The sequence below is a fragment of the Streptomyces sp. Edi4 genome, from assembly GCF_040253615.1.
In the GTDB taxonomy this organism is placed as follows: domain Bacteria; phylum Actinomycetota; class Actinomycetes; order Streptomycetales; family Streptomycetaceae; genus Streptomyces.
In genome coordinates this window covers 5110849-5135419 of sequence record NZ_JBEJGY010000004.1, presented here as the reverse complement: position 1 = coordinate 5135419, position 24571 = coordinate 5110849, and the positions used below count along the sequence as shown (strand labels likewise).

22 protein-coding genes and 1 riboswitch are annotated in these 24571 nt (G+C 72.6%); of the genes, 6 read left to right on the top strand and 16 right to left on the bottom strand.

Annotation, left to right across the window (positions count from 1 at the left end):
• Positions 1-47: 47 nt before the first annotated feature.
• Complete coding sequence (locus ABR738_RS25405; protein ID WP_502964242.1) at positions 48-755, top strand: TetR family transcriptional regulator; 708 nt, start codon at positions 48-50, stop codon at positions 753-755.
• Positions 756-807: 52 nt separating this feature from the next.
• Here the strand turns inward: ABR738_RS25405 and ABR738_RS25400 are convergent, their stop codons facing one another.
• The 3 genes from ABR738_RS25400 to ABR738_RS25390 all read right to left on the bottom strand — a co-directional run bounded on the left by ABR738_RS25400 (position 808) and on the right by ABR738_RS25390 (position 5169).
• Positions 808-3030 (bottom strand): alpha-N-acetylglucosaminidase, encoded by a 2223-nt coding sequence (locus ABR738_RS25400; RefSeq protein ID WP_350232262.1) that lies wholly within the window; start codon positions 3028-3030, stop codon positions 808-810.
• Positions 3031-3201: 171 nt separating this feature from the next.
• The gene (locus tag ABR738_RS25395) at positions 3202-4764 is read right to left on the bottom strand and encodes an ABC transporter substrate-binding protein (RefSeq protein WP_350232261.1); all 1563 of its coding nucleotides are present in this window, start codon (positions 4762-4764) and stop codon (positions 3202-3204) included.
• Between the two features lie 132 nt (positions 4765-4896).
• Positions 4897-5169 carry an SCO4848 family membrane protein gene (locus tag ABR738_RS25390; protein ID WP_350232260.1) on the bottom strand — a complete coding sequence of 91 codons (273 nt, stop codon included), beginning with the start codon at positions 5167-5169 and terminating at the stop codon, positions 4897-4899.
• A gap of 188 nt (positions 5170-5357) precedes the next feature.
• Here ABR738_RS25390 and ABR738_RS25385 point away from each other — a divergent pair, with 188 nt between their 5' ends.
• Positions 5358-6596 (top strand): D-alanyl-D-alanine carboxypeptidase family protein, encoded by a 1239-nt coding sequence (locus ABR738_RS25385; protein ID WP_350232259.1) that lies wholly within the window; start codon positions 5358-5360, stop codon positions 6594-6596.
• On the opposite strand, the gene ABR738_RS25380 is transcribed toward ABR738_RS25385, so the two are convergent.
• From ABR738_RS25380 to ABR738_RS25365, 4 genes are read right to left on the bottom strand one after another with little or no spacing between them, the layout of a single operon-like run.
• Complete coding sequence (locus ABR738_RS25380; RefSeq protein ID WP_350232258.1) at positions 6565-7482, bottom strand: YihY/virulence factor BrkB family protein; 918 nt, start codon at positions 7480-7482, stop codon at positions 6565-6567. The genes ABR738_RS25385 and ABR738_RS25380 overlap by 32 nt on opposite strands.
• On the bottom strand, positions 7470-7964 hold the full coding sequence (locus ABR738_RS25375; protein WP_350232257.1) for a GtrA family protein: 495 nt from the start codon (positions 7962-7964) through the stop codon (positions 7470-7472). The genes ABR738_RS25380 and ABR738_RS25375 overlap by 13 nt, the downstream gene beginning before the upstream one ends.
• Positions 7961-8917: a decaprenyl-phosphate phosphoribosyltransferase gene (locus ABR738_RS25370; RefSeq protein ID WP_350232256.1), complete on the bottom strand. Its 957-nt coding sequence runs from the start codon at positions 8915-8917 to the stop codon at positions 7961-7963. Before ABR738_RS25370 ends, ABR738_RS25375 begins: the two co-directional genes overlap by 4 nt.
• Positions 8914-9453 carry a phosphatase PAP2 family protein gene (locus ABR738_RS25365; protein ID WP_350232255.1) on the bottom strand — a complete coding sequence of 180 codons (540 nt, stop codon included), beginning with the start codon at positions 9451-9453 and terminating at the stop codon, positions 8914-8916. Before ABR738_RS25365 ends, ABR738_RS25370 begins: the two co-directional genes overlap by 4 nt.
• A 288-nt stretch (positions 9454-9741) precedes the next feature.
• On the opposite strand from ABR738_RS25365, the gene dprE1 reads away from it, so the two are divergent.
• On the top strand, positions 9742-11151 hold the full coding sequence (dprE1, locus tag ABR738_RS25360; protein WP_350232254.1) for a decaprenylphosphoryl-beta-D-ribose oxidase: 1410 nt from the start codon (positions 9742-9744) through the stop codon (positions 11149-11151).
• 95 nt (positions 11152-11246) lie between these two features.
• Positions 11247-12002 carry a decaprenylphospho-beta-D-erythro-pentofuranosid-2-ulose 2-reductase gene (gene dprE2, locus ABR738_RS25355; RefSeq protein WP_350232253.1) on the top strand — a complete coding sequence of 252 codons (756 nt, stop codon included), beginning with the start codon at positions 11247-11249 and terminating at the stop codon, positions 12000-12002.
• 6 nt (positions 12003-12008) lie between these two features.
• Here dprE2 and ABR738_RS25350 read toward each other — a convergent pair whose 3' ends face one another.
• From ABR738_RS25350 to glyA, 3 genes are all read right to left on the bottom strand, one after another.
• A complete protein-coding gene (locus ABR738_RS25350) occupies positions 12009-12587 on the bottom strand; it encodes a 2'-5' RNA ligase family protein (RefSeq protein WP_350232252.1) in 579 nt (192 codons plus the stop codon).
• Positions 12588-12732: 145 nt separating this feature from the next.
• Positions 12733-13800 carry a tryptophan--tRNA ligase gene (gene trpS, locus ABR738_RS25345; protein WP_502964135.1) on the bottom strand — a complete coding sequence of 356 codons (1068 nt, stop codon included), beginning with the start codon at positions 13798-13800 and terminating at the stop codon, positions 12733-12735.
• A gap of 567 nt (positions 13801-14367) precedes the next feature.
• Positions 14368-15630 (bottom strand): serine hydroxymethyltransferase, encoded by a 1263-nt coding sequence (gene glyA, locus ABR738_RS25340; RefSeq protein ID WP_350232250.1) that lies wholly within the window; start codon positions 15628-15630, stop codon positions 14368-14370.
• Positions 15631-15658: 28 nt separating this feature from the next.
• Positions 15659-15748, bottom strand: a riboswitch (ZMP/ZTP riboswitch).
• A gap of 91 nt (positions 15749-15839) precedes the next feature.
• On the opposite strand from glyA, the gene rocD reads away from it, so the two are divergent.
• The gene (gene rocD, locus ABR738_RS25335; protein ID WP_350232249.1) at positions 15840-17075 is read left to right on the top strand and encodes an ornithine--oxo-acid transaminase; all 1236 of its coding nucleotides are present in this window, start codon (positions 15840-15842) and stop codon (positions 17073-17075) included.
• A gap of 9 nt (positions 17076-17084) precedes the next feature.
• Here rocD and ABR738_RS25330 read toward each other — a convergent pair whose 3' ends face one another.
• The 5 genes from ABR738_RS25330 to ABR738_RS25310 all read right to left on the bottom strand — a co-directional run bounded on the left by ABR738_RS25330 (position 17085) and on the right by ABR738_RS25310 (position 22044).
• Positions 17085-18065, bottom strand: a complete 981-nt coding sequence (locus ABR738_RS25330) for a serine/threonine kinase C-terminal domain-containing protein (RefSeq protein ID WP_350232248.1) — start codon at positions 18063-18065, stop codon at positions 17085-17087.
• Between the two features lie 7 nt (positions 18066-18072).
• Complete coding sequence (locus ABR738_RS25325; protein WP_350232247.1) at positions 18073-18477, bottom strand: hypothetical protein; 405 nt, start codon at positions 18475-18477, stop codon at positions 18073-18075.
• 1 nt (position 18478) lies between these two features.
• Complete coding sequence (locus tag ABR738_RS25320; RefSeq protein WP_350232246.1) at positions 18479-20236, bottom strand: AbeC-like domain-containing protein; 1758 nt, start codon at positions 20234-20236, stop codon at positions 18479-18481.
• Between the two features lie 250 nt (positions 20237-20486).
• The gene (locus ABR738_RS25315) at positions 20487-21671 is read right to left on the bottom strand and encodes a glutathionylspermidine synthase family protein (protein WP_350232245.1); all 1185 of its coding nucleotides are present in this window, start codon (positions 21669-21671) and stop codon (positions 20487-20489) included.
• A 106-nt stretch (positions 21672-21777) separates the two neighbouring features.
• The gene (locus tag ABR738_RS25310) at positions 21778-22044 is read right to left on the bottom strand and encodes a hypothetical protein (RefSeq protein WP_350232244.1); all 267 of its coding nucleotides are present in this window, start codon (positions 22042-22044) and stop codon (positions 21778-21780) included.
• Between the two features lie 198 nt (positions 22045-22242).
• On the opposite strand from ABR738_RS25310, the gene ABR738_RS25305 reads away from it, so the two are divergent.
• Positions 22243-23091 carry a hypothetical protein gene (locus ABR738_RS25305; RefSeq protein ID WP_350234728.1) on the top strand — a complete coding sequence of 283 codons (849 nt, stop codon included), beginning with the start codon at positions 22243-22245 and terminating at the stop codon, positions 23089-23091.
• 18 nt (positions 23092-23109) lie between these two features.
• On the opposite strand, the gene pdxR is transcribed toward ABR738_RS25305, so the two are convergent.
• Positions 23110-24525: a MocR-like pyridoxine biosynthesis transcription factor PdxR gene (gene pdxR, locus ABR738_RS25300; protein WP_350232243.1), complete on the bottom strand. Its 1416-nt coding sequence runs from the start codon at positions 24523-24525 to the stop codon at positions 23110-23112.
• Positions 24526-24571: the final 46 nt, after the last annotated feature.

Genomic DNA, 24571 nt, shown 5'->3' with positions numbered 1-24571 from the left:
GCCCCGCCAAGGGCGAGCAGACCCGCACCCTGATCCTGGAGACCGCGATGCGGCTCTTCCAGGAGCGGGGGTACGACAAGACCACGATGCGGGCCATCGCCCAGGAGGCGGGGGTCTCGGTCGGCAACGCGTACTACTACTTCGCCGGCAAGGAACACCTGATCCAGGGTTTCTACGACCGGATCGCCGCCCAGCACCAGGCCGCCGTGCGCCAGGTCCTCGACACCCAGACCGGCCTGGAGGCGCGGCTGGCCGGGGTGCTGCGGGCCTGGCTCGACATCGCGTCGCCGTACCACGAATTCGCGGCGCAGTTCTTCAAGAACGCGGCGGACCCGGACAGTCCGCTCAGCCCGTTCTCCACCGAGTCCGAGCACGCGCGCCAGGCCGCGATCTCCGTGCACCGCGAGGTGCTGGCCGGCACGAAGACCAAGGTGCCGGCCGAACTCGCCGACATCCTGCCCGAGTTGATGTGGCTCTCCCACATGGGACTCGTCCTGTACTGGGTCTTCGACCGCTCGCCCGGGCGCGAGCGCAGCTACCGCCTCGCGGCACGCGGCGCGGGGCTCACCACCCGGGGCGTCGCGCTGGCCCGGTTCCGAGTGCTGCGCCCCCTCGTGCGCGAGGTGCACGAGCTGTTCACCGATTTCCTGCCCGGCATGTCCCAGGCGGCGGCCGCCCGCAAGACGCGCGAAACCCGCACGACCCGCGAGGGGGGCACCTCCCAGCAGCCCCAGGACACCTCGGCCGCTCCGTAGGAGCGCCATAGTTTGCTGGCGCCGGGCGCGTCCGGGACCAATTGGCGCCGCCTCACAGGCCGAGTGCCCGGCTCACCTCGGCCGCCACCTTCACGATGTCGCCCCGGGGCTCGGCCGCGAACGGGGGGTGGGTGCGCAGCCACTGGTCCTCCAGGGTGTACCAGTCCACCGGGACCGGGGCGCCGCCGGTGCTCAGGGCGGCGGACAGGGTGGTGAAGTAGGTGCGCCAGCGCAGTGTGTAGAGGCCGCCGACCAGACCCGACCACTCCCGGTTGGCGTAGTCCCGCAGATGGCCCTCCTCGGCGGACCGGCGAGGACCCCACACCGTGAGCAGCGACAACGCGTCGTACTCCAGGCGGTCCTTGTCCTGCGCGGTGTCGCCCCACGACCGCGCGTCCGCGATCCAGCGGCCCACGAGGTGGCCCCGGTCGGTCGCCACGACGCGCTCCAGCAGACCGAGGTCGCGCAGCCACTCCCCCGTCAGACGCGCGAACTCCTTCTCGTCCTTGGCCTCGTAGGCGGCGCGGAGGGCGGGCAGCAACAGCCGGGAGCGGTTGGAGAGGACCTGGCGGGCCACGTCCATCAGGTCGTAGCGGTAGGCGGACGAGGTCCGCAAGGCCGGGGAGACGGCCAGGAGGGCGGGCAGCGCCCGCGCGAACTCGGCGGCGTCGTAGCGCAGTTGGGTCGGCGACCAGTAGGAGGCGGTCAGGGCGTTCAGATCGGGGCGGGCGCCGAACAGGCCGTCCGCGCCCTCGCTCCAGGAGTCGGCGCGGGTGGTGCCGTAGACGGTGCGGCGCAGCACGTCCCACGCCTGCGCCGCGTGCGCGTCGTCGCCACCGTACCGGTAGCGCGGCCACTGACGGAACCAGTCGCCGAGGTCCAGGGGACCCTCGGTCCAGGGCAGGTCGGAGAAGAGGGCGAACGCGGCGGGGTTGTTGTCGGCGCCCTCCGGCATGAGCGCGATGCCGTCCAGCGCGCTGTCCGGCTTGGTACGCCAACTCTCGTACAGGGACGCCCAGTCGGGGGTGTTGGCGCCCATCACCGTGTGCCCGCCGAAGTTCCAGATGGAGCCGAAGGCGTACGGCGTGTCCAGCCACGTCTTCTCGCGGTCGGTGACGGAGGGGTAGTGGTCGGAGAGCCCGTCGACGATGAACAGTTTCGACCGGTCGACGGCCTCGATGATGGCGCGCTGCGGGTTGTTCTGCCAGCCCAGGATGGTCCACAGCGCCTCGGGGTGCGCCGCGCGCAGCGCCGCCTCGACGGCCCGGGCGGCCTCCCCGACGGGGACGTCGCCGGGGGTGCCGCCCTCGTGCAGCAGGTCCATCTTGTACATCGGGGCGGCGCCCAGCAGCTCGTCCTGTACGCGGTAGAAGGTCTCGGCGACGCGGTCGAAGGCGTCGGTGCGCGGGTCGAGCCAGTCGGGCCGGGCGAAGCCGCCCCAAACGCCCTGGGGCACCACGCGCGCGCCGGGTTCGCGGTCGGCGAAGCCGGGCGGGACGGTCCCGAAGTAGCCGGGCAGCACCGGGTTCATGCCGAGCTCACGCAGCCGGGCCACCACGCGCCGCGCCAACTCGGCTCGCTCGTCCAGTAGTTGGGCCGAGACCGGACCGCCGAAGCCGGACATGTTCTGGAGCAGCCACCAGGGCTGGTGCGCGGGTCCGGGGATCCAGGCGCGCAGCTCGGTGTCGTCGTAGCCGTGCTCGAGGAAGGTGCGGTGGTAGACGGTGTCCGCGCCGAGATAGACCAGCACGTCGTTGTAGCCGTGCAGGGCCAGGACGTCGAGCTCGCGCTCCCAGTACGCCCAGTCGTGGAAGGGGCCCGTGTAGCCGTCGTTGGTGTCGTTGAAGGCGAAGCGGTGGGTGACGTCGGCCGTTCTGGCCAGCGGCGCGGGCACCGGCGGCAGGGTGGCGGGCAGCGAGGTCTGTTCGCCCGCCCAGGAGATGTGGGCGTGGGCGACATGGCGCGCGTACCAGTGGAATCCGGTGAGCTGGACGGCCGGGGTGCTGCCCTCCACCAGGATGCGCCCGGCCCCGCCCGAGACGCGGAAGCGGTCGCGGCCGGCGGCGGGAGCCAGGGCGCGGAAGGTGACCTGGTCCGCGTGGCGGGGCAGCAGCCGGACCAGCGCCCGCGCGGCGGGCCCGGGCGCGGCATCGGCGGGCGTGGCATCGGCTGACGCGGCCAGGGCCTGGGCTGCGGGCCCGGTCCCGGCGGCCGCCCCGACGGCGAGGGCCGATCCGGCGAGCGAACTCAGGAGCGTACGGCGGGAAAGGCGCATCCTTCGACGGAAGCAGCGCGTCCGGGCGCGGTCAATGGAGCAGAACCGGTGGCCCCTTGGACAGAAGCCCTTTGGGTCAACCCCGATGGTTCACCACCGCCCCAGGGGCCGCACCGGTTCCATCGCCGGGGCCGCACCGGTCCGCCCATCGGGGCCGGCGGGCGCTCGGGCTCAGATCCAGCCCAGCTCCCACAGCCGCCACACGCCTGTGCCGTCCGACAGGTACTGCGAACCGCTGACGTCCTTGCTGCCGAGGACGTAGTTCTTGCCCTGCCACAGTGGGATCAGCGGCACGTCCTCGGCGACCTTCTCCTGAAGTGCCTTGAAATCGTCGGCGGTCCGGCCGCGGTCGGTGTACTCCTGGGTCTGGCGGATGAGTTCGTCGGCCGTCTTGTCGGAGTAGTTGTTGTGGAGGCTGTTGCCGGTGCCGACGAGCGGCTGGCTGAAGTTGTCGGGGTCGGGGAAGTCGGCGAGCCAGCCCGCCGTGTACGCGTCGTACTTGCCCTCGGCGTAATTCTGCTGCATCTTCGGCCAGTCGGCCTCGGCGATCAGATCGACCTTGAACAGGCCGTCCTTCTCCAGTTGCCGCTTGATCTCCTCGGCCTCCGCGCCGTCCGCGCCGAGTTTGCGGTAGGCGAGGTCGAAGCGGACCGGCAGTTGCTCGCCCTTGAGCAGGGTCCTGGCCCTGGCCGGGTCGGGCTGGGGGTAGGCGTCGAAGAACGCGGTGCTGTGGCCGGTGAAGCCCTGCGGGATCATCGAGTAGAGCGGTTCGACGGTGCCGCTGTAGACGGACTTGGCCAGCGCCCCCCGGTCGATGAGGGCGGCGGCGGCCTGACGCACCTTGGTCTTGGCGACCGGGCTCGACGACTTCAGATTGAAGTTGATCTCCCGGATGTCGTACCCGGGCGAGGTGGTGATTCGCAGATCGGGCCCCGGCGAGAGCTTGGCGAGGACCGCGGGGGGCATCTCGCGGTGGGTGACGTCGACCTGCTTGGCCTGCCAGGCGTCGTTGAGCTGGTCGGCCTCGGCGAAGTAGCGGACCGTGATGGGCAGGCCCTTCCTGGTCACCGCGCCCCTGTACTGGGGGTTGGGCTCAAGGCGCGCGCTGACCGGATGCCCCGAGGAGTCCTTCGTGTACCCCTTGAGCAGATAGGGACCCGAACCGGTCACCGAGTCGCCCTTGCGCAGCGCGTCCGCCGGGTACTGGCTGCTGTCGACGATGGAGCCGGCGCCCGTGGCGAGCTTGGAGGGGAAGGTGGCGTCCTTCGTCTTCAGGTTGAAGGTCACCGTGTTCCCCTCGGCCTGGACCGAGCCGAGCACGGAGAACAGCGGTCCGGGCCCGAGGTCCGAGCCGATCTTGACGATCCGGTCGAAGGAGAACTTCACGTCCTGGGCGGTGATCTTGTGCCCGCTGGAGAAGGTGAGGTCGTCACGGAGCACGCACTGGTACGTCTGGAGCTTCTGCCCGATGAAGGCGCAGCTCTGGGCGGCATCCGGGACCGGCGTCGAGCTGCCCTCCCGGAAGGTGAGCAGCGACTGGTAGACGTTGTTGTAGATCGCCCAGGAACCGGCGTCGTAGGCGCCCGCCGGGTCGAGGGAGGTGATCACGTCGGTGGTGCCGACGACGATGGGGTCCTTCTTCTCCTGGCCGGAGGGCAGCAGCTGCCACCCGCCCACGCCCGCGACCACCACGGCCGCGCCCATTGCCACCCATCGCATACGGATCGACCGCATCGCCGTGCTCTCCTCGGAACGCCCCACCCTGGCCGGGCGCGCGGAGTCCCCACACTGCGCCCGTGATGGGCCTCACCCAATCACACGACCTTCACATTGTGGAAGAGACAACCATTTCCTCACAGGGACTCGTTAGCCGAGCGTGACGGAACTCTCCGTGACCGCCCGCTCACGCCGGAGCCGGCGCAGCGAGACGAAGCCGATCGCGCCGACGGCCGTGCCAAGGAGGAAGGAGGAGATGGCGAGCAGCAGGTGGACCCAGAAGTAGGCGGTCGGATCGCCGGCGGCGTCGAACGCGAGGCCACTGGCGTCCGCCCACAGGTTCTTCACAAACGTGGTCCAGATGACCCAGCTCCACGCGCCGAAGGCGAGCAGGAACCAGGAGAGGGGGCGGCTGAGTTTCATGGCTCCAGTATCGACGCCGGCCGCCCGGCACCACCTCCGGGTGGGTGGGAGTCGTCGGCGGGTCATCCGTACGATGATCGGATCGGTGGCCGGGGGCCTGTACGTTCGCGGACGTGCCTCCCGTGAACGTGAACCAGAGCGCCCCGCGTCCAGCCCCGCGTCCATACGTCCCGGCCGCGCCTCCCCGTGTGCCGAAGCGGGCCGCCGGGCTCGTCCTGTCCGCCGCCCTGTGCGCGGCCGTGCTGCCATCGGTTCCCGCCGCCGCACTGCCCGGGGACGACAAGCCGGCCCCATCGGCGGGCCCCGGCCGGCGCGAGGACGCGCCCCCGGCCGGCATGTCGAAGGTCGGCGGGGACCTCCTCGGCGAGCCGGGGACCCAGGTGCGGCTCGGCGCGGGCGCGCCGGTGCTGCCCAAGGACGTGACCGGGCGGTCCTGGATCGTCGCGGACGCCGAGAGCGGCCAGGTGCTCGCCGCGCACAACGCGCACTGGCGCCTGCCGCCCGCCTCCACCCTGAAGATGCTCTTCGCCGACACCGTGCTGCCCAAGTTCCCCAGGGACCAGGAGCACCTGGTCGTGCCGAAGGACCTCGACGGGCTCGGCGCGGGCAGCAGCCTGGTCGGCGTCAAGGCGAACCTGTCGTACTCGGTGCGTGACCTGTGGCTCGGCGTGTTCCTGCGCTCGGGCAACGACGCCGTGCACGTGCTGTCCTCGATGAACGGCGGCGTGGCCAAGACCGTCCAGGACATGCAGGCCGAGGCCGACAAGCTCCAGGCCCTGGACACCCAAGTCGTCTCGCCGGACGGTTACGACATGCCGGGCCAGGTCTCCAGCGCCTACGACCTGACACTGTTCGCCCGGGCGGGGTTGCAGAACAAGGACTTCCGCGAGTACTGCGCGACCGCGACCGCGAAGTTCCCCGGCCCCGAGAACAAGGACAAGAAGCGCGAGATGGTGGACATCCAGAACACCAACCGGCTGCTCACCGGCGACTTCGGGCTCAATCCGTACAAGGGCATCGCGGGCGTCAAGAACGGCAACACCACCAACGCGGGCGCCACGTTCACCGGCGTGGCCGAGCGGGACGGCAAGGTGCTGCTCGTCACCGTCATGAACCCCGGGGCCCGGGAGAGCCAGGCCGTCTACAAGGAGGCGGCGCGCCTGCTGGACTGGGGATTCGCGGCACACGGCAGGGTCACTCCGGTCGGTGAGCTGATCGCGCCGAAGAACGCGACGGCCAAGACCGTCAAGGACACCGCGAGCGCCGGCGCGCAGGGCGGCGCCAGGAGCAGGCCCGGGCAGGCGGCCGCCGCCAAGGACGGGAGCGGCGGCGCGGGCATCGCGCTCGGGATCGCGGGCGGCGCGCTCGTCGTCGTCGCGGGCGCGCTCTTCCTGATCAACCGTCGCTGGCCGCTCCGGCGGCGCTGACACCGGGGTCCGCCGAGAGCGCCGGGTCGTCCTTCTTGGACGGGGTGGCCGTCCACGCCGCGCAGAACAGGAGCAGCTTCGCCGTGAAGTTGATCCACAGGAGCAGCGCGATGGGCACCCCGAACGCCCCGTACATGCTCTTGGCGGCGACGCCCTTCATATAGCCGCCGAGCAGCATCTTCAGGAGTTCGAAGCCGACCGCGCCGAGCAGCGCGGCCACCATCAGGCGCCGGCGCGGCGGGCTCACGCCGGGCAGCAGGGTCAGGACGTACAGCAGGAGCAGGAAGTCGGCGAGGACGGCGACGGCGATCGCGGCGACGCGCAGGAACACCCCGCCCATGCCGCCCTCGTCGATGCCGAGCCGGCCGGCGGCCCAGCCGATGGCGGTGGAGCCGATGGAGGAGGCGGCCCAGGAGGCGAGCCCCGCGCCGCCGAGGCCGAGGAGCACACCGCCGTCCTTGAGCTTGCGCAGGACGGGGTTCTCGCCCTCCTCGTTCTCCGGGACCTCCCACACCACGCGCAGACAGCCGCGCATCTGGGAGACCCAGCCGATGCCGGTGAACAGCAGCAGGGCCCCCGCGACGACGCCGACGGTGCCCGCGTTGTCGATGAGCGCCTTCAGGTCGAGCTGGTCGGAGATGCCCGGGACCTGTTCGGCGATGGTGTTCTGGAGCTTGTCCACCTGGCCGGTGGACAGCAGCGCGGCCGCGACGGCGGCGCCGACGGTGAGCAGCGGGAACAGGGCGAGGAAACTGATGAACGTGATGGCGGCGGCCAGCCTCGCCCAGGAGACCCGGTCGAGCCGTTCGTAGGAGCGCCAGACGTGCGTCCGCGTGAGACGGGTGATCCAGGGCCCGACGACGGGGAGTTTCTTCAGCCAGTCCATGACGTACGACTACCCTCTCCGGCCCCGCCGTGTCCCCGAGGCCGGGGCGTGTCGTCGGGCGTCCTGGCGCCGCGCCCGGCGTCGGGGGCCGCGCCGAAGACCAGGGTTCTCGTTCCCCAGAAGCGCAGGCAGGTGGCGAGCGCCATGCCGAGGACGGCTCCCGAGAGGGTGTCGGCGCGCGCGGAGGTCAGGCCGAGGCCGTAGTGCGTCACGGCGATGCACAGGAGCTGGACGAGGGCGCCCGCGAGGTTCACGGCGAGGAACACGGCGTAGGCGCGCCGCCCTGCGCGGCGGCCCCGGTAGGTGCCGAACGCGTTGCCGAGGTAGGCCAGGGTGCAACCGCCCACGAACGAGAGGGACTTGGCGGTGACCGGGTCCCAGCCGAGCCCGGAGCGCAGCCACACGAAGAGCCCGAGGTCCACGGCGTACGCGCAGATCCCGGCCAGCGCGAACCCGATCACCTCGGACCTGGTGACGCTCACAGGCCCGCCACCGCGAGCGCGTACAGGGCGATCCAGGACAGGCCGATGACCGCGAGCGCGCGGTCGTGCAGGACGACGTCCTCGGGCGCGCCTGCGCTGCCCCGGTCGGCGAAGACCGCGTAGCGCAGGATCGCCCCGATGAAGGGGACCATCGACAGCTGGCGCCAGGGCAGCAGCGACCCCTTGACCATCCCGCCGGCCTCCAGCGCCCACATGCAGTAGGCCAGGACGGCGACGCCGGCGGCGAGCTGCCACACGAAGCGCAGATAGCCGGTGGTGTAGGCGTCGAGCAGCGCGCGGGTCGCCGCGCCCTTGCCCTCCATCCTGAGGGCTTCGGAGTAGCGCTTGGCGGAGACCATGAACAGCGCGCCGAACCCGGCGGTGATCAGGAACCAGCGCGACAGCGGGATGCCGAGCGCGACGCCGCCGGTCATCGCCCGCATCAGGAAGCCGCTGGTGACCACCACCAGATCGACGACGAGGACGTGTTTGAGCTTGACGCAGTACGCGAGCTGCATGACCAGGTACGCGGACAGGAGCGTGGCCGTCATCGCGTTGCAGGTCAGCGCGGCGCACAGCGGCGCGAGCACGGCGAGGACGGCGCCGGTGGCGTAGGCGGCGCCCACCGGTACCAGGCCCGCCGCGACCGGGCGGTGGCGCTTGTCGGGGTGGGCGCGGTCGGCCTCGGCGTCGCGGGCGTCGTTGATGAGGTAGACGGCGGCGGCCGCAGCGGTGAACAGGCAGAAGACCAGGGCGAGTCGGACCACCACGTGCGGGTCGCGCAGCCGTCCGGCGGCGGCGGGGGCGGCCACCACGAGCAGATTCTTGATCCACTGGCGGGGGCGCGCGGTACGCACGAGGGCGCCCGGTAGCGCGAGCAGGCGCCGAGGGGCCGTCGCCGCGCCCGCGCCCGCTCCGGATTCGTCGAGGATGACCACGCCGGGCTCGGTCATCGGCGGCTCCCTTCGAGCGGCCCGCGCATCCAGGCCGCGCCGGCCCGCGCGGTGACACCGCCGAGCAGGGCGCCCGCGGCGATGTCGCTCGGATAGTGGACCCCGGCGACCAGACGGGACACGCACACCGCGGCGGCGAGCGGCGGCACGAGACGCGCGCCCACCGGGCGCAGGGCCCCGTAGGCGACGCATGCGGCCGCCGCCGAGCTGGCGTGCGAGCTGGGAAAGGAGTGCCGCCCAGCGGTGGGCACCAGGGGCTCGGCCCCCGCCAGGAGCGGCCGGGGTCTGCGCACCACCCGTTTGACGCCCATGCTGGCGAGGTGGGCCCCCGCGACCAGGGCGGTCGCACGCAGCCAGGCCGCTCGCCGGTGCCGGTCGGCCACGGCCCCGGCGAGCCCGGCCGCCAGCCAGAGCGCGCCGTGCTCCCCGGCGAAGGACAGCGCGCGGGCGCCGGCGGCCACCTGTGGGTCCCTGGCGCAGTCGCGCAGCGCGGCCAGGAGCCGCCGCTCGGCGTCGGCGTACGACGGCTTGTGCATCTGCCACCCCTCTTCCCTGACGTCGGCCCGCCAACTGGCCCAGGCCACCGGCGACTCTGCTGCGCCCGAGGGGACGAATACGGGACAAATGGGGCTGACACCCGGGCAATCACCCGTTTCGCTGAGTGATTATCGGGGTGAGTGACTTACGCACCCCGGGCTTGCCCGCGCCGCACGGCCGGGCACGGCCGACGAGGGGCGCGCGCGGCCGGGCGGGGGACGCGCGCCGCCGAGACAACCGCGCGTGACTAAGACAAAGGGGATGAGAGAGGCGATACGGTCACATTCATGTCCCCCGACACGTCACCGTCCCCCAACACGGCGCCCGACACGGCGCCCGTGCCCGCGCCCCCCGGCCCGCCGACGTCCGTGAGCGGCTGGGGCCGCACCGCCCCCACCGCCGCCCGTCTGCTGCGCCCGCGCACCTACGAGGAGGCGGCGGACGCCGTGCGGGCGTGCGGGGCGCGCGGCACGATCGCCCGGGGCCTCGGCCGGGCGTACGGGGACGCCGCGCAGAACGCGGGCGGCGCGGTCCTCGACATGACCGGACTCGACCGCATCCGCACCCTGGACGTCGAGGCGGGCGTCGTCGTCTGCGACGCGGGCGTGAGCCTGCACCGCCTGATGGAGGTGCTGCTGCCGCTCGGCTGGTTCGTCCCCGTCACCCCCGGCACCCGCTACGTCACGGTCGGCGGCGCGATCGGCGCCGACATCCACGGCAAGAACCACCACGTCTCCGGCTCCTTCACCCGCCATGTCCGCGCCCTGGAACTGCTGCTGGCCGACGGCACGGTACGCACCGTCACCGCGGACAGCGAGCTCTTCGAGGCGACGGCCGGCGGCATGGGCCTGACGGGCGTGATCCTGCGGGCCACCCTTCAACTGCACCCCGTCCAGACGTCGTTGATGGCCGTGGACACCGAACGCGCGGTGGATCTGGACGACTTGATGACGCGGCTCGAAGCGGGGGACCATCGCTACCGCTACTCGGTGGCATGGATCGACCTGCTCGCTCGGGGCGCCGCGATGGGGCGCTCGGTACTGACCCGGGGCGAGCACGCGCCGCTCGACATGCTGCCGCCCCGCGCCGCCCGCGCCCCGCTCGCCTTCCGGCCCCGCCGGCTGCCGGCCGCGCCGTCCTTCCTGCCCGAAGGGCTGCTCGGCCGCTCCAGTGTGGCGGCCTTCAACGAGTACTGGTACCGCAGGGCGCCCAGGCACCGCACGGGCGAACTCCAGCCCATCCCGGCGTTCTTCCACCCGCTCGACGGGGTGCCGCACTGGAACCGCGTCTACGGGCGCGGCGGCTTCGTGCAGTACCAGTTCGTCGTCGGGTACGGGCAGGAGGACGCCCTGCGGGCCATCGTGCGGCGCATCTCCCGGCACGGCTGCCCCTCCTTCCTCGCCGTCCTGAAACGCTTCGGCGAGGCCGACCCCGGCTGGCTGTCCTTTCCCCTCCCCGGCTGGACGCTGGCCCTGGACATCCCCGCGAACCTGCCGGGCCTCGGCGCCCTCCTGGACGAACTCGACGAGGACGTGGCGGGCGCGGGCGGGCGCGTCTACCTGGCCAAGGACGCGCGGCTGCGCCCGGAGCTGGTGGCGCACATGTATCCGCTGCTGCCCCAATTCCGGGCACTGCGGGCCGAGTTGGACCCGCGCGGCGTCTTCACGTCCGACCTGAGCCGGCGCCTGGGCCTGTGACAGGTGCCGGACGCCGGCGCGTGGGCCCGGGCGTTCGGCCGGACACCGGGCGCGGCCCGCGACCTCTCCCCACCCCACCACCCCAAGGAGCCCTGATGAAGGACGCGTTCGGCACCCCGCAGTCGCTGCTCGTGCTCGGCGGCACATCCGAGATCGCCCTCGCCACCGCCCGCCGGCTGGTGGCCCGGCGCACCCGCACGGTCTGGCTCGCGGGGCGCTCCTCACCCGCGCTGGACTCGGCGGCGGCCGGTCTGCGCCGCCTCGGCGCGGACGTGCGCACGCTCGACTTCGACGCGCTGGACTGCGCCGCGCACGAGGTCGCGCTCGGGAAGGTCTTCGCCGAGGGCGACATCGACATGGTGCTGCTCGCGTTCGGGGTGCTCGGCGACCAGGCCCGCGACGAGAGCGAGCCGATGGCGGCGGTGCGGGTCGCGGGCACCAACTACACCGGCGCGGTATCGGCCGGGCTCATCTGCGCCAAGGCCCTCCAGGCCCAGGGCCACGGCTCGCTGGTCGTGCTGTCGTCGGTGGCCGGCGAACGCGCCCGGCGCGGCAACTTCATCTACGGGTCGAGCAAGGCGGGCCTCGACGCGTTCGCACAGGGCCTCGGCGACGCGCTGCACGACAGCGGGGTGCACGTCATGGTCGTACGCCCCGGATTCGTGCGTACGAAGATGACGGCGGGCCTGGCCGAGGCGCCGCTCGCCACCACGCCGGAGGCGGTGGCCCTGGCCATCGAGACGGGGCTGCGCAGGCGCTCGGAGCTGGTGTGGGTGCCGGGGGCGCTGCGGGTGGTGATGTCGGCGCTGCGGCACGTGCCGCGCGGGGTGTTCCGGCGGCTGCCGGTTTAGGCCGCGCTAGCGCAGCGAAGGGTGGTCCAGGCAGGCGCCCTGGGCCGGGACGCCGAGCGCCCCGATGCCGAAGGGGTAGTCGCGCAGCTTGCGCCACACCCCGTCGGCGCCCTGCTCGTAGAGGGCGAACCCGCCGCACGTCCAGGACGCGGAGAACTGGGCAAGGGACGCGTACGCCAGGTCCATCGCCTCGTCCGAGATGCCGTGCGCCACCGTGACGTGGGGGTGGTAGGGGAACTGGAGCTCGCGCACCAGCGGGCCCGCCTCGTCCCGCACCCGCTGCTGGAGCCACGCGCACTCGCCCGCGCCCTCGCTGACCTTGACGAAGACGACCGGCGAGAGCGGGCGGAAGGTGCCCGTGCCGGCGAGGCGCATCGTGAACGCGCGGCCCTCGGCCGCGACCGAGGCCAGATGCGACTCGATCTCCGGCAGGCACTCCGCCTCGACCTCGTGCGGCGGCAGCAGCGTGATGTGCGTGGGGATGCCGTGCGCGGCGGGGTCACCGAAGCCCGCGCGCCGCTCCTGGAGCAGGCTGCCGTAAGGCTCCGGGACCGCGATCGAAACGCCGAGCGTTACGGTCCCCACGTCGTTCTCCTCCGTGCTGTGGTGGTTGCTGGTGTGCAGTGTGACGGCCCCGGCGCCCCCTGACCAGAGGCCGGGGCCGGGCTCCGGCCACACCGGTGTGGCGGTGGCCGGAGCGTGGCCGGTCAGGGGCGCGCCCGGGGCGGTGTCAGTGCTTGGCGGGCAGCATGCCGACCTTGTCGTACGCCGTCGCCAGCGTCTCGGCGGCGACCGCGCGGGCCTTCTCCGCGCCCTTGGCGAGCAGTGCGTCCAGCGACTCGGGGTCGTCCAGATACTGCTGCGTACGGGTGCGGAAGGGGGTGACGAACTCCACCATCACCTCGGCGAGGTCGGTCTTGAGCGCGCCGTACATCTTGCCCTCGTAGTCCGCTTCGAGCTCGGCGATCGTGCGGCCGGTCAGCGTCGAGTAGATGGTCAGCAGGTTGGAGACACCCGGCTTGTTCTCGGTGTCGTACTTGATCACCGTGTCCGTGTCGGTGACCGCGCTCTTGACCTTCTTGGCCGTCGTCTTCGGCTCGTCGAGCAGGTTGATGAGCCCCTTAGGCGTCGAGGCCGACTTGCTCATCTTGATCGACGGGTCCTGGAGGTCGTAGATCTTCGCCGTCTCCTTGAGGATGTACGGCTCCGGGACGGTGAACGTGTCGCCGAAGCGGCCGTTGAAGCGCTCGGCGAGGTCACGGGTGAGCTCGATGTGCTGGCGCTGGTCCTCGCCGACCGGGACCTGGTGGGCCTGGTACAGGAGGATGTCCGCGACCTGGAGGATCGGGTACGTGAACAGGCCCACGGTCGCGTTGCCCGCGCCCTGCTTGGCCGACTTGTCCTTGAACTGGGTCATCCGGCTGGCCTCGCCGAAACCGGCCAGGCAGTTCATGATCCAGGCGAGCTGGGCGTGCTCGGGCACGTGGCTCTGGATGAAGAGCGTGCAGCGCTCCGGGTCGACACCGGCGGCGAGCAGCTGCGCGGCGGCGAGCCGGGTGTTGGCGCGGAGCTCGGCCGGGTCCTGCGGGACGGTGATCGCGTGGAGGTCCACGACCATGTAGAACGCGTCGTGCGACTCCTGCAACGACACCCACTGGCGGACCGCGCCGAGGTAGTTGCCGAGGTGGAACGAGCCCGCGGTGGGCTGGATTCCGGAGAGCACGCGCGGGCGCTGCCGCGTGGCGGAGCCGGGTCCCTGCGGGTGGCTGTGGGCGACGGGCGGGCGAGTGGAGGCCATGCCCATCATTCTCTCAGGTGCGCGCGCTCCCCCGGAAACCCCACACTTGTGACCGCCCCCACAGGCCCCCCCTCCCAGCGCGAGCCGCCCGTGGCCGCCCCCGGCAGGGTTCGTGCCGGCCCGCCCCGGGCACACCTCAGCCCGTCTTGGGGGTCCCTGGCCCATAAGGCCTTGGGGGCGATTGAGGACGAGCGCGTTGAGGCACGAACGGGGTCTGGGGCGGAGCCCCAGGGCCCCCGGCTGCGGACCGTGGGCGCCTCGCGCAGTTCCCCCCCGCCCCTGACAGGGCCCCTGCTGAGGCATACCCAGCCCGTCATGGGGCCCCTGGCCCTTAACGCCTTGGGGGAGATTGAGAACGAGGCCGTCCAGGCCGAACGGGGTCTGGGGCGGAGCCCCAGGGGCCCCGGCTGCGGGCCGTGGGCGCTCCTCGCGCAGTTCCCCGCGCCCCTGAGAGGGCCCCTGCTGAGGCATACCCAGCCCGTCATGGGGCCCCTGGCCCTTACCCCCTTGGGGAGATTGAGAACGAGGCCGTTCAGGCGCGGACGGGGGCTGGGGCGGAGCCTCGGGTCAGAGGGCTGGGGCCGGGTGGGCGGTCAGGAGGGTCGTGACCTCGGCCCGGATCGCCGCGAGGGCCGGCTCGTCGCCGGCCCGGGCCGCGGCGACACCCCGGTCGATCCACTCCGCCACCACCGGCATGTGCTCGACCCCCAGCCCCCGCGACGTCAGGGCCGGCGTACCGATGCGGATCCCGGACGGATCGAAAGGCTTGCGGGGGTCGTAGGGGACGGTGTTGTAGTTGACGACGATCCCCGCCCGGTCGAGCCCCTTCGCCGCGATCTTGCCGGAGACGTCACGCGAGGTGAGGTCCATCAGGATCAGATGGTTGTCCGTGCCGCCGGACACCAGATCGAAGCCCCGCGCGAGGAGCGCGTCCGCGAGCGCCTTCGCGTTGGCCACCACCTGATGGGCGTACGCGCAGAAGGCCGGCTGCGCCGCCTCGTGCAGCGCGACGGCGATCGCCGCGGTCGTCTGGTTGTGCGGCCCGCCCTGGAGCCCGGGGAAGACCGCCTTGTCGATGGCCTTCGCGTGCTCCTCGCGGCACATCAGCATCGCCCCGCGCGGACCCCGCAGGGTCTTGTGCGTGGTGGTCGAGACGACATCGGCGTACGGCACCGGGGACGGGTGCGCCCCGCCCGCGATCAGCCCCGCGATGTGCGCGACGTCCGCGACGAGCACCGCGCCCGCCTCCCGCGCGATCTCGGCGAACGCGGCGAAGTCGATCGTGCGGGGCAGCGCCGTGCCCCCGCAGAAGATCACCTTGGGCCGCTCCTTGAGCGCGAGATCGCGCACCTCGTCCAGGTCGACACGGCCCGTGTCGGCCCGCACGCCGTACCGCACGCCGCGGAACCACCGGCCGGTCGCAGAGACGTCCCAACCGTGCGTGAGGTGGCCGCCCATCGGCAGGGCCATGCCCATCACGGTGTCGCCGGGCTCGGCGAAGGCGAGGTACACCGCGAGGTTGGCCGGCGAGCCGGAGTACGGCTGCACATTGGCGTGCTCGACGCCGAACAGGGCCTTCGCCCGCAGCACCGCAAGCCGCTCGATCTTGTCGATGTTCTGCTGGCCCTCGTAGTAGCGCCGCCCCGGATAGCCCTCGCTGTACTTGTTCTGGAGCACCGTGCCCGACGCCTCGAGAACCGCCGCCGAGACGTAGTTCTCGCTGGGTATCAGGCGCAGGGTGTCCGACTGGAGCTGTTCCTCGGCGGCGACGAGCGAGGCGAGCTCGGGGTCGGCGCTCAGCAGGGCGGGGTGGGAAAGGGGAAGGCTCATGGCGTCCTCCGGGTCCGTTGACAGGTTCCCGGGGTGCCCAGGCGGGCGGCACCTCTGCGGCAGGCCGCGCACGGCTCCCCCGGGGTCGCTTCCCCGCTCGCCAGTCGCCGCGCGTACCGGACACCCTACCGGCGACCCCCTACGGCAAGGTTTCCGCGTCCGGCATCCGAGCGACGATAGAAAAGGGCACCACCAACGCCCCATGCCGCATGACGATCGGAGAACCCGTGTCGACACACGCATCGACCGAAGACGCCATCCGTTCCGCCGAGGCACACAGTGCGCACAACTACCATCCGCTGCCCGTCGTGGTGGCCTCCGCCGAGGGCGCCTGGATGACGGACGTCGAGGGCCGGCGCTACCTGGACATGCTGGCCGGTTACTCGGCGCTCAACTTCGGCCACGGCAATCGCCGTCTCATCGACGCCGCCAAGGCCCAGCTGGAGCGCGTCACCCTCACGTCGAGAGCCTTCCACCACGACCGGTTCGCCCAATTCTGCACGGAGCTGGCCGAGTTGTGCGGCAAGGAGATGGTGCTGCCCATGAACACGGGGGCGGAGGCGGTGGAGACCGCCGTGAAGACCGCCCGCAAGTGGGGATACAAGGTCAAGGGCGTACCGGACGGCCAGGCGAAGATCGTCGTCGCCCGGGACAACTTCCACGGCCGTACGACCACGATCGTCAGCTTCTCCACCGACCCGGAGGCCCGCGCGGACTACGGCCCCTACACGCCGGGCTTCGAGATCGTCCCGTACGGCGACCTGACCGCGCTGCGGGCCGCCGTCACCGACACCACCGTGGCCGTCCTGCTCGAACCCATCCAGGGCGAGGCCGGCGTGCTTGTCCCGCCGCCCGGATATCTGGCGGGCGTACGGGAGTTGACCCGCGAGCGGAACGTGCTGTTCATGGCCGACGAGATCCAGTCCGGGCTCGGCCGCACCGGCAGGACGTTCGCGTGCGAGCACGAGGGCGTGGTCCCCGACGTGTACATCCTGGGCAAGGCGCTGGGCGGCGGTGTGGTCCCGGTCTCGGCCGTCGCCGCCTCCCGTGACGTGCTCGGCGTGTTCCGGCCGGGTGAGCACGGCTCGACGTTCGGCGGGAACCCGCTGGCCTGCGCGGTCGCCCTTGAGGTCATCGCGATGCTGCGCACCGGCGAGTACCAGCAGCGCGCCACCGAGCTCGGCGACCATCTGCACCACGAGCTCGGCCTGCTGACCGGCGCCGGCGCGGTCGAGGCGGTCCGGGGGCGCGGCCTGTGGGCGGGCGTGGACATTCATCCCTCGTACGGGACGGGGCGCGTCATCTCGGAGAAGCTGATGGCCCGCGGGGTCCTGGTCAAGGACACCCACGGTTCGACGATCCGGATCGCCCCGCCCCTGGTCATCAGCAAGGAGGACCTGGACTGGGGACTCGACCAGCTGCGCGCGGTGCTCGCCGAGCACTAGCCGGTCGGCTCAACCCGGGGTGCTGGAGGGGCAGTTGGCGCCCGCGCAGAACACGCTGAGCGCCGTCTTGAGGGTGTCCTCCTGTTCCGGCCAGGTGTCGGTGGGGGCGGCGGACAGCACGGCGTACTGGGTGCCGTCCGGCGTCAGGAAGGCATAGTCCGCCACCTGGCGCCGGTGGCCGAGCTCCTGGTTGTCGTAGGCGTACACCAGGCGCGCCACGGGCCCTGCGATCCCGGGCACGGTGGCGTCGTCGGCCAGGCTGATCTCCTGGTAGTCGGGGTGCTCCCGGGCCAGCTCGCCGGAGGTCGCCTTGAGCGCGTCATAGGGGCGAAGCCCCGCCCCGCCGACCCGGTACACCTGGATCAGACGCTTGTGGTCGGCGGAGTTGTAGAAGACACCATGGCTGCCCTGGTCCTCGCGGGTCCAGCCCTGCGGCACGTAGAGCCTGAACCCCTGGGGATCCTGAGTGAGCCGGTATCCGGCGGGGACGGTCGCGCTCGGCGAGGCCGAGGAGGACTCCGTCGGCGACGGGCTGTCCTTGCCGTCGCCGGTACGGTCCGGCGTGTCCAGGGCCGGACCGCTCGCGGACGTGGTGGGTGCGGCCTTCGCGCCGCCGTGCCCGCCACGGGCGAGGAGATAGCCGCCGCCCGCGCCGGCCACCGCGACGACGACCATCGCGATGAGGACGGCGAGGGGCACGCGCCGCAGGCGCCCCGGCTCAGAGGGCGGCGGGGGCTCGGTGCGGGGCCCGGGGGCGTACCCGTCCGGCGCGAACGCGTCCGGCGCGAACGCGTCGGCCGGCGGCCGGGGCGGAAGCGGCGGGGGCGCGAACGGCGCGGCCGGTGGCGGTGTGGCCGAGGGTGACGTGGCCGAGGGTGACGTGGCCGAGGGTGACGTGGCCGTCGGCGGCGTCGCTTCGGGCGCGGCCGTCACGGGCTCCCACTTCTGCGTCGCCGCGTTCCAGCGGACCTCTCCTCTGCCGCCGCTCACCTCGCCCTCACCGCCCGATCAGATCGTGGACGCGCTGGACCAGCGTCTCGCCCGAGGCGAGCAGGCCCGTGAGGGAGGTCGCGCCCGCCAGGATGTCGCCGAGCCGGGCCAGGCGGCCCGGCGTGGCCCGTCCTACGGTACGGATCTCGCCCTCGGCGTCCGCGAGTTCGGCGTCCAGGACGCGCGTGCGGTCGTTGACCACGAGCTGGGCGAGGCCCGCCCTGAACTGCACGATGGCTTCCATGAGTTGGCGGTGCGCCTCGTCGTCGGCGCCGCCCGCGTGGTAGGCGCTGTGCACCGTGTTGTGGTCGCCGACCGAGACGGAGCCGGTCACCCCGCTGATGTGCACGGACCGCTGGGGGTCGCGGCGTGCGTGGTCGCGCTGCGTGCTGTCGTCACCCGGCATGCTCATCTCAGCCCTCGTTCTTGACGGTGTTGTGGTCGCCGACACTGATCGCTCCCCGGGAGTTCTCGATCATGACACCGCCCTGGGTGACGTTGACGATCTTCTGCTCGAACTGCCCGGTGTCGTAGCCGGCTTCGTACAGGGCGCTGCGTACGCCGCTGGTCACCCGGTCCTCGATGGACTTCACATATCGGCGGCAGTCCATCACCTGGAAGAGTGAGGCCTCGGGCGCCGCGGCCAGCTCGCGCACCGAGCACGCGGGGCCGTCGGGCAGCGCCTGCCCGTACCCGCCGGTGAACCGGGCCCAGCCGGAACGGGCCGCTCGGCCCACGACGAGGAAGGAGGCCACCAGCGAGCCCGGAGTGCGCCGCAGCGCCCAGGCCGCCTTCCCCAGCGGGGTGCGGCAGCGGAACGCGTGGGCCACGCGATCGGCGCGGATGAAGTCCTCGCGCAGCGGGGCCAGGACGTGCGGCGCGATCTCCAGGACCAGCATGCCGCCCTGGGTGTGGACGCGGACGAACACGGTGGTGACGAGGTGTTCCTCCCAGCCACCGACCCGGATCCGCAGGAAGTGGCGGCGGGCCTCGCCGCCCTCTTCGAGCGCGGCCGCGTGATGCTGCTCGAACTGGTCCTCGCCATAAGGGGCTTGAGCCCGCGAGGGCAGCCCGTCGACCGGCAGGAAGACGTACTCGGCCACTTCGAGCTGGCGCAGCCGGTCGCGTACGGCGAGGGCCTGGGCGGGCGCCGTGGGCGCCGGAATACGCAACTGCGTGATGAGGAGTTCGACGATGCGCAGGATCTCGGCGTTGCTGATCGGCTCCGGTGCGCGCTCGCCCAGGGACTTGCGCGGGCGCAGTTGGATGGAGACCGACCACGCGTCGAGCAGGTCGCCCGCGCCCCGGAAGGGGGCGTCGGCGCGGTAGACCGCGAGCGGGGCGTGCTGCTCGGCGCGGATCAGGGCGCTGAGCCGCTGGAGCCGTCCGTTGTCGTTGTTCTGGGCGGGGTCACCGGCGGAGTCCTGGAAGCCTTCGGGGGACAGTTCGCCCGCCATGACGCGGGTGAACTGGACGTGGCGCAGGGCGACGCAGAGCGCGAGAACACCGAAGCAGGCGAGGATTCCCCAGGCGTAGCCGCGCCCCGTTTCGACGAAGGCGCCGCCGCCGACGAGCCGGGCGGGGCCCGCGATGGACAGCGGGCCGGCGTCCGACAGGCTCGCGCCGGAGTCCCCGTACATGTCCGCATAACTCCCGTACCCGGACGGGTAGGTGCGCGACGGCGAGTCGGAGCCGCCGAACAGGGCCGTCGTCTCGGCGACGGCGAGCCAGACCAGCGTGCCGCGGCCCCACCAGCGCGCGAGGAACGCGGGCACGGTGCGGTACCACGGCGCTGTCCTGGCCGTTCCACGAAGGAATCGGGCCGCGCCGATCAGCAGGGACGCCATCATGAACATGACCATGGCGTAGTGGACGAGGACCACGCTGAGCAGCCACAGCGCCAGGATGCCGAGCGACCAGGCCAGTTCGAGGGTCCGGGCGCGCAGCGCGTGCGCGAGGACGCGGGCCGCGTCGAAGCCGAGCGAGGGCGCGACGATCCGCTCCTCGTGGACGTACAGCTCGTCGATGACGGCGTCGCGGTACTCGGTGTCGAGGTAGGTGCCCGCGGCCATCAGACGGGTGGCCTCGCTGAGCGAGGGGTGCACCGGCGGCAGCCCGTCGGCCTCCGGCCCCGCCGGCTGGGCCTGCCGCGGCACATGGGCCTGCGTCATGTTCTTCTCCCCCGGGAACGAGGGCGTGCGCCCCGTGCCGATCCGCTTGGGCGGAGGGGGTGTTCGCGGGCGCCCGCCGGCTGGACATGGTAGCGGCGCGCCACCCCGCACGGCGCCCCGTCCACATCCTCCCCACAGCTTCTTGCGAGGCATGGCACGGGGCAGCGGGCGCACGCGGGGGCGCAGGGGCCGCCCGGCGTCGTCGGAACGCATGCGCCACCCGGCCGGACGCGCCACCCCACCGGACGCGTCATCTGATCAGGTGAGGCACGAACCGCGCGTACTCGTCCGTGACCAGGCCTGCGGACTCCCGGATGCCGAGCCCCGCCGCCTCGTCCTCCACGACCCACGCCCCGAGCACGGTCCGGTTCCCTTCGAAGTCGGGCAGCGGGGCCAACTCCTGGTAGCAGCAAGGCTCTTCGGGGCGCGGGGCCGGGCCGGAGCCGGGCGGGTGCAGCGTGACGCCCGCGCCCTCGCGGCCGAGCAGGGGTTTCGCCACGTACCCCCGCCCCGTGGCGAGCTCGCGCGGCCCGTCCAGATAGGCGGGGAGCAGATGGGGGTGGCCGGGGTAGAGCTCCCACAGCACCGCGAGGAGCGCCTTGTTGGAGAGCAGCATCTTCCACGCCGGTTCCATCCAGCACGTCGTTCCCGTGCCGCCACCGTTGTCGAGGGTGTCGAGGACCTGCGGCCCGAACGCGTCCGAGGCCAGCCACTCCCACGGGTACAGCTTGAAGCAGGCGCGGATGAAGCGGAGCCGGTCGTCGACGAAGCGGCCGGTGACGCTGTCCCAGCCGATGGTCTCCATCGACAGCGCCTCCGTGTCCAGGCCCGCCTGCTCGGCGGTCTCGCGCAGATAGGCGACGGTCATCAGGTCCTCGCCGAGCTCGTCGCCGTCGGAGTGGGCGAAGTGCACCGGTCCCGGCGGCAGCAGCCGTGCCTGTCGCCGCCAGGCGTCGACGAGGCGTTCGTGCAGCGAGTTCCACTGGTCGGCGCCGGGGAAGCGGTCCTCCATCCAGAACCACTGCGCGCTCGCCGCCTCGACGAGCGAGGTCGGGGTGTCGGCGTTGTACTCCAGCATCTTGGCCGGGCCCGTGCCGTCGTACCGCAGGTCGAACCGCCCGTACAGGGAGGGGAGTTCGGCCCGTCTGCGCCAGGATTCGGCGACCAGGTCCGCGAGGCGGCCGTCCATGATGCCGAGGTCGGCGAAGCGCCCCTTCTCGACGATGTGGGCCGCCGCGGCCAGGCACATGCCGTGCAGCTCCTCGACGGTCTCCTCCAGCGCCTCGACCTCGGGCCCGGTGAAGGAGTAGTACGCGCTCTCGTCCCAGTAGGGGCGCAGGGAGTCGTCGGGGTGGCGTGTCAGGGGATAGATGACGCCCTGCTCCTCGACGGTGCGCTGCCAGTCGGGGCGCGGCTGTATGCGATGGCGTTCCATGTCCCTGGTCCCTCGATCCCTCCGTACGGTGTTCCCGCGCTCACCCCACTCACCGCGTCACCGCCTCACCGCGTCCCGGCGTCCCGGCGTCCCGGCGTCATCGCGTTCAGCCGCCGCTGGACCCGCCGTGGCCGAATCCGCCGCGCGAGACGCCGGACTTGTCGAAGGAGCCGCCGGAGACCTTGCCGTTGCGGCTGGTCCCGCCGTAGTAGTACTGGCCCGAGCCGCCGCTCTTGCACTGGTACTTCGGGAGTTCCTTGTAGGTGACCGGGTCGACGCACCGCCGGTCCGGCTCGTTGCCGCACGCCGCGAGCGTCGCGGCCAGCACGCCCATGCCGCCGAGCACCACCGTGGTGGACCTGAACCTGCGCATCGCGCGACCTCCCCCGCTGTCGGTTCGTTGCCCTGCTTCGTTGCTCTTCCCTGTTGCCCTGCCGTGTTGTCCTGTCCCCGCCAGGTCTCCCTGGTGGGACGTGTTCCGGCCACACCCTAGTTCCCGGCCCGCGCCGCCCCCACCCCCGGGCTTTCGCGGGGCCGCAGGGCCTGCGACTACAGTCCCCCTGTGTTCGGGATGATCTGCGCGCTCGCGTCCGCGCTCTGCTTCGGTACGGCCACCGTCCTCCAGGCCGCCGCGACGCGCGCGGCCGAACCCGGTACGGGGGCGGGCTCGGGCGTGGACGCGGCGCTGCTGCTGCGCGCCGTGCGCCAGTGGCGCTACGTCGTGGGGCTCGCGCTGGACGGTCTCGGGTTCGTCTTCCAGGTCATCGCGCTGCGGTCGGTGCCGATCTACGCGGTGGGCGCGGCGCTCGCCGCCTCGCTCGCGGTGACGGCGGTGGTCGCGGCCAGGATCCTGCGGGTCAGCCTCTCCGGTACGGAGTGGGCGGCGGTCGGCGTCGTCTGCGCGGGGCTCGCCATGCTGGGCCTGTCCTCCGGCGCGGAGGGCGACGGGGCGGGCCCCGCGTCCCTGCGCTGGTGGCTGCTCGGGGTGGCCGCCGCGGTCCTTGCCGCAGGCGCGGCCGGCGGAAGGCTGCCGGGACGCGCCAGGGCGCTGGTGCTCGGGCTCGGCGCGGGCTGCGGGTTCGGCGTGGTCGAGGTGGCCGTGCGCCTCATCGACGACCCCTTCGACCTGACGAACCCGGCGTTGTACGCGCTGCTGGCCGGCGGCGGCGCCGCGTTCCTGCTGCTGACCTCGGCCCTGTCGCGCGGCTCGGTCACCACGGCGACGGCGGGCATGGTCATCGGCGAGACCATCGGCCCGGCCCTGGTCGGCGTCGCCTGGCTGGGCGACCACACCCGCGCGGGGCTCGGGTGGCTGGCGATCACGGGTTTCGCGGTGGCGGTGGCGGGCGCCCTGGCCCTGGCCCGCTTCGGTGAGGCGCCGGAGACGGCGCCCGCGCCGCCGGACCACCCCGAGGCCTAGTTCTTCCCGCCACGGGGCTCACGGAAGCACCCCCATCAGCGCGTCCAGCGCCCCCGTCCACCCCGAATCCGGGGGCGTCCCGTACCCGACCACCAACGCGTCGCGGTCCGGCGGGAGTTGGGGGTGGCGGAAATGGGAAAGGCCCTCCAGGGCCAGGCCCTGCCATGCGGCGCCCTGGACCACGGAGCGTTCGGTGCCGGGGGGCAGTTCGAGCAAAGCGTGCAGGCCGGCGGCGATGCCGCTCACCCGCACGTCGGGGGCGCGCTCGGCGAGGGCTGCCACCAGTTGGTCGCGGCGGCGCCGGTAGCGCAGCCGCATGGTGCGCACATGGCGGTCGTACGCTCCGGAACTGATGAACCGCGCCAGCGTGAGCTGGTCGAGCGCGCCGCACGCCCAGTCCCCGCGCTTGGCACGCTCGACCTCCTCGACCAGACGCGCGGGCAGCACCATCCAGCCGAGCCGGAGCCCGGGCGCGAGGGCCTTGCTCGCGGTGCCGAGGTAGACGACGTGCTCGGGGTCGAGTCCTTGCAGGGCGCCCACGGGCTGGCGGTCGTAGCGGAACTCCCCGTCGTAGTCGTCCTCCACGATCAGGCCGCCGGTGGCGCGCGCCCAGTCGACGGCCGCCGCACGCCGGTCGGGCGGCAGCGGAAGCCCGATCGGGAACTGGTGCGCCGGCGTCATGAGCACCGCGCCCGCGCCCTTCAGCTCCCCCAGCTCCCCCAACTCCTCGGTGCGCGTGCCCCGTTCGTCCAGGGCGAGCGGCGGCGTGCGCAGGCCCGCGTCGGTCAGCGCCTTCCGGTGGAAGTCGAGCCCGTACGACTCGACCGCCACCTCCCGCACCCGGCGCGCCCGCAGCACCGCAGCCATCAGCATCAGGCCGTGCAGGAACCCCGAGCACACCACGATGCGGTCCGGCGACGCGTACACACCGCGGGCCCGGGCCAGATAGTCCGCGAGCGCCGTACGCAGCTCGATGCGGCCGCGCGGGTCGCCGATGCCGAATGCCTCGTGCGGGGCCTCGGTCAGCGCGTGGCGAGCCGCCCTCAGCCACTCGGCGCGCGGAAACGAGGCGAGGTCGGGCGAGCCGGCCATCAGGTTGTACGCGGGCTTGCGCCGGGCGGTGGGACGCGGCGCATGGGCTCGGTCCTGGCGCGCCCGCGAACGCTGGGCGACCCGGGTGCCGGAGCCCTGGCGCGCGGTGAGCCAGCCCTCGGCGACCAGCTCGGCGTAGGCGTCGGCCACCGTGTTGCGGGCGATCCCGAGGTCGGCGGCGAGGGTGCGCGAGGAGGGCAGCCGGGCGCCCGGCGCGAGCCGTCCGGTGCGTACGGCCTCGCGCAGCGCGTCCATGAGGCCCGAGCGCAGGCCCGCGCCGCCCACGTCGATGTGCAGATCGACACCGAGGGTTTCCGGAGAAGTGGCCCAGGATTTCACCATGGGAGTGGACCATACCGGGGTGCCATCCGCGCCCTACGGTCGTACT

Bases quoted from the DNA above. Each gene is read 5' to 3' on its own strand.
- ABR738_RS25365 (WP_350232255.1), bottom strand. From the start codon at position 9,453: ATGCACAAGCCGTCGTACGCCGACGCCGAGCGGCGGCTCCTGGCCGCG.
- ABR738_RS25400 (WP_350232262.1), bottom strand. From the start codon at position 3,030: ATGCGCCTTTCCCGCCGTACGCTCCTGAGTTCGCTCGCCGGATCGGCC.
- pdxR (WP_350232243.1), bottom strand. From the start codon at position 24,525: ATGGTGAAATCCTGGGCCACTTCTCCGGAAACCCTCGGTGTCGATCTG.
- rocD (WP_350232249.1), top strand. From the start codon at position 15,840: ATGACGATCGGAGAACCCGTGTCGACACACGCATCGACCGAAGACGCC.
- ABR738_RS25315 (WP_350232245.1), bottom strand. From the start codon at position 21,671: ATGGAACGCCATCGCATACAGCCGCGCCCCGACTGGCAGCGCACCGTC.
- dprE2 (WP_350232253.1), top strand. From the start codon at position 11,247: ATGAAGGACGCGTTCGGCACCCCGCAGTCGCTGCTCGTGCTCGGCGGC.
- ABR738_RS25405 (WP_502964242.1), top strand. From the start codon at position 48: ATGCGGCTCTTCCAGGAGCGGGGGTACGACAAGACCACGATGCGGGCC.
- glyA (WP_350232250.1), bottom strand. From the start codon at position 15,630: ATGAGCCTTCCCCTTTCCCACCCCGCCCTGCTGAGCGCCGACCCCGAG.
- ABR738_RS25310 (WP_350232244.1), bottom strand. From the start codon at position 22,044: ATGCGCAGGTTCAGGTCCACCACGGTGGTGCTCGGCGGCATGGGCGTG.
- trpS (WP_502964135.1), bottom strand. From the start codon at position 13,800: ATGGCCTCCACTCGCCCGCCCGTCGCCCACAGCCACCCGCAGGGACCC.
- ABR738_RS25320 (WP_350232246.1), bottom strand. From the start codon at position 20,236: ATGACGCAGGCCCATGTGCCGCGGCAGGCCCAGCCGGCGGGGCCGGAG.
- ABR738_RS25370 (WP_350232256.1), bottom strand. From the start codon at position 8,917: ATGACCGAGCCCGGCGTGGTCATCCTCGACGAATCCGGAGCGGGCGCG.
- ABR738_RS25325 (WP_350232247.1), bottom strand. From the start codon at position 18,477: ATGAGCATGCCGGGTGACGACAGCACGCAGCGCGACCACGCACGCCGC.
- ABR738_RS25305 (WP_350234728.1), top strand. From the start codon at position 22,243: ATGATCTGCGCGCTCGCGTCCGCGCTCTGCTTCGGTACGGCCACCGTC.
- ABR738_RS25390 (WP_350232260.1), bottom strand. From the start codon at position 5,169: ATGAAACTCAGCCGCCCCCTCTCCTGGTTCCTGCTCGCCTTCGGCGCG.
- ABR738_RS25395 (WP_350232261.1), bottom strand. From the start codon at position 4,764: ATGCGGTCGATCCGTATGCGATGGGTGGCAATGGGCGCGGCCGTGGTG.
- dprE1 (WP_350232254.1), top strand. From the start codon at position 9,742: ATGTCCCCCGACACGTCACCGTCCCCCAACACGGCGCCCGACACGGCG.
- ABR738_RS25380 (WP_350232258.1), bottom strand. From the start codon at position 7,482: ATGGACTGGCTGAAGAAACTCCCCGTCGTCGGGCCCTGGATCACCCGT.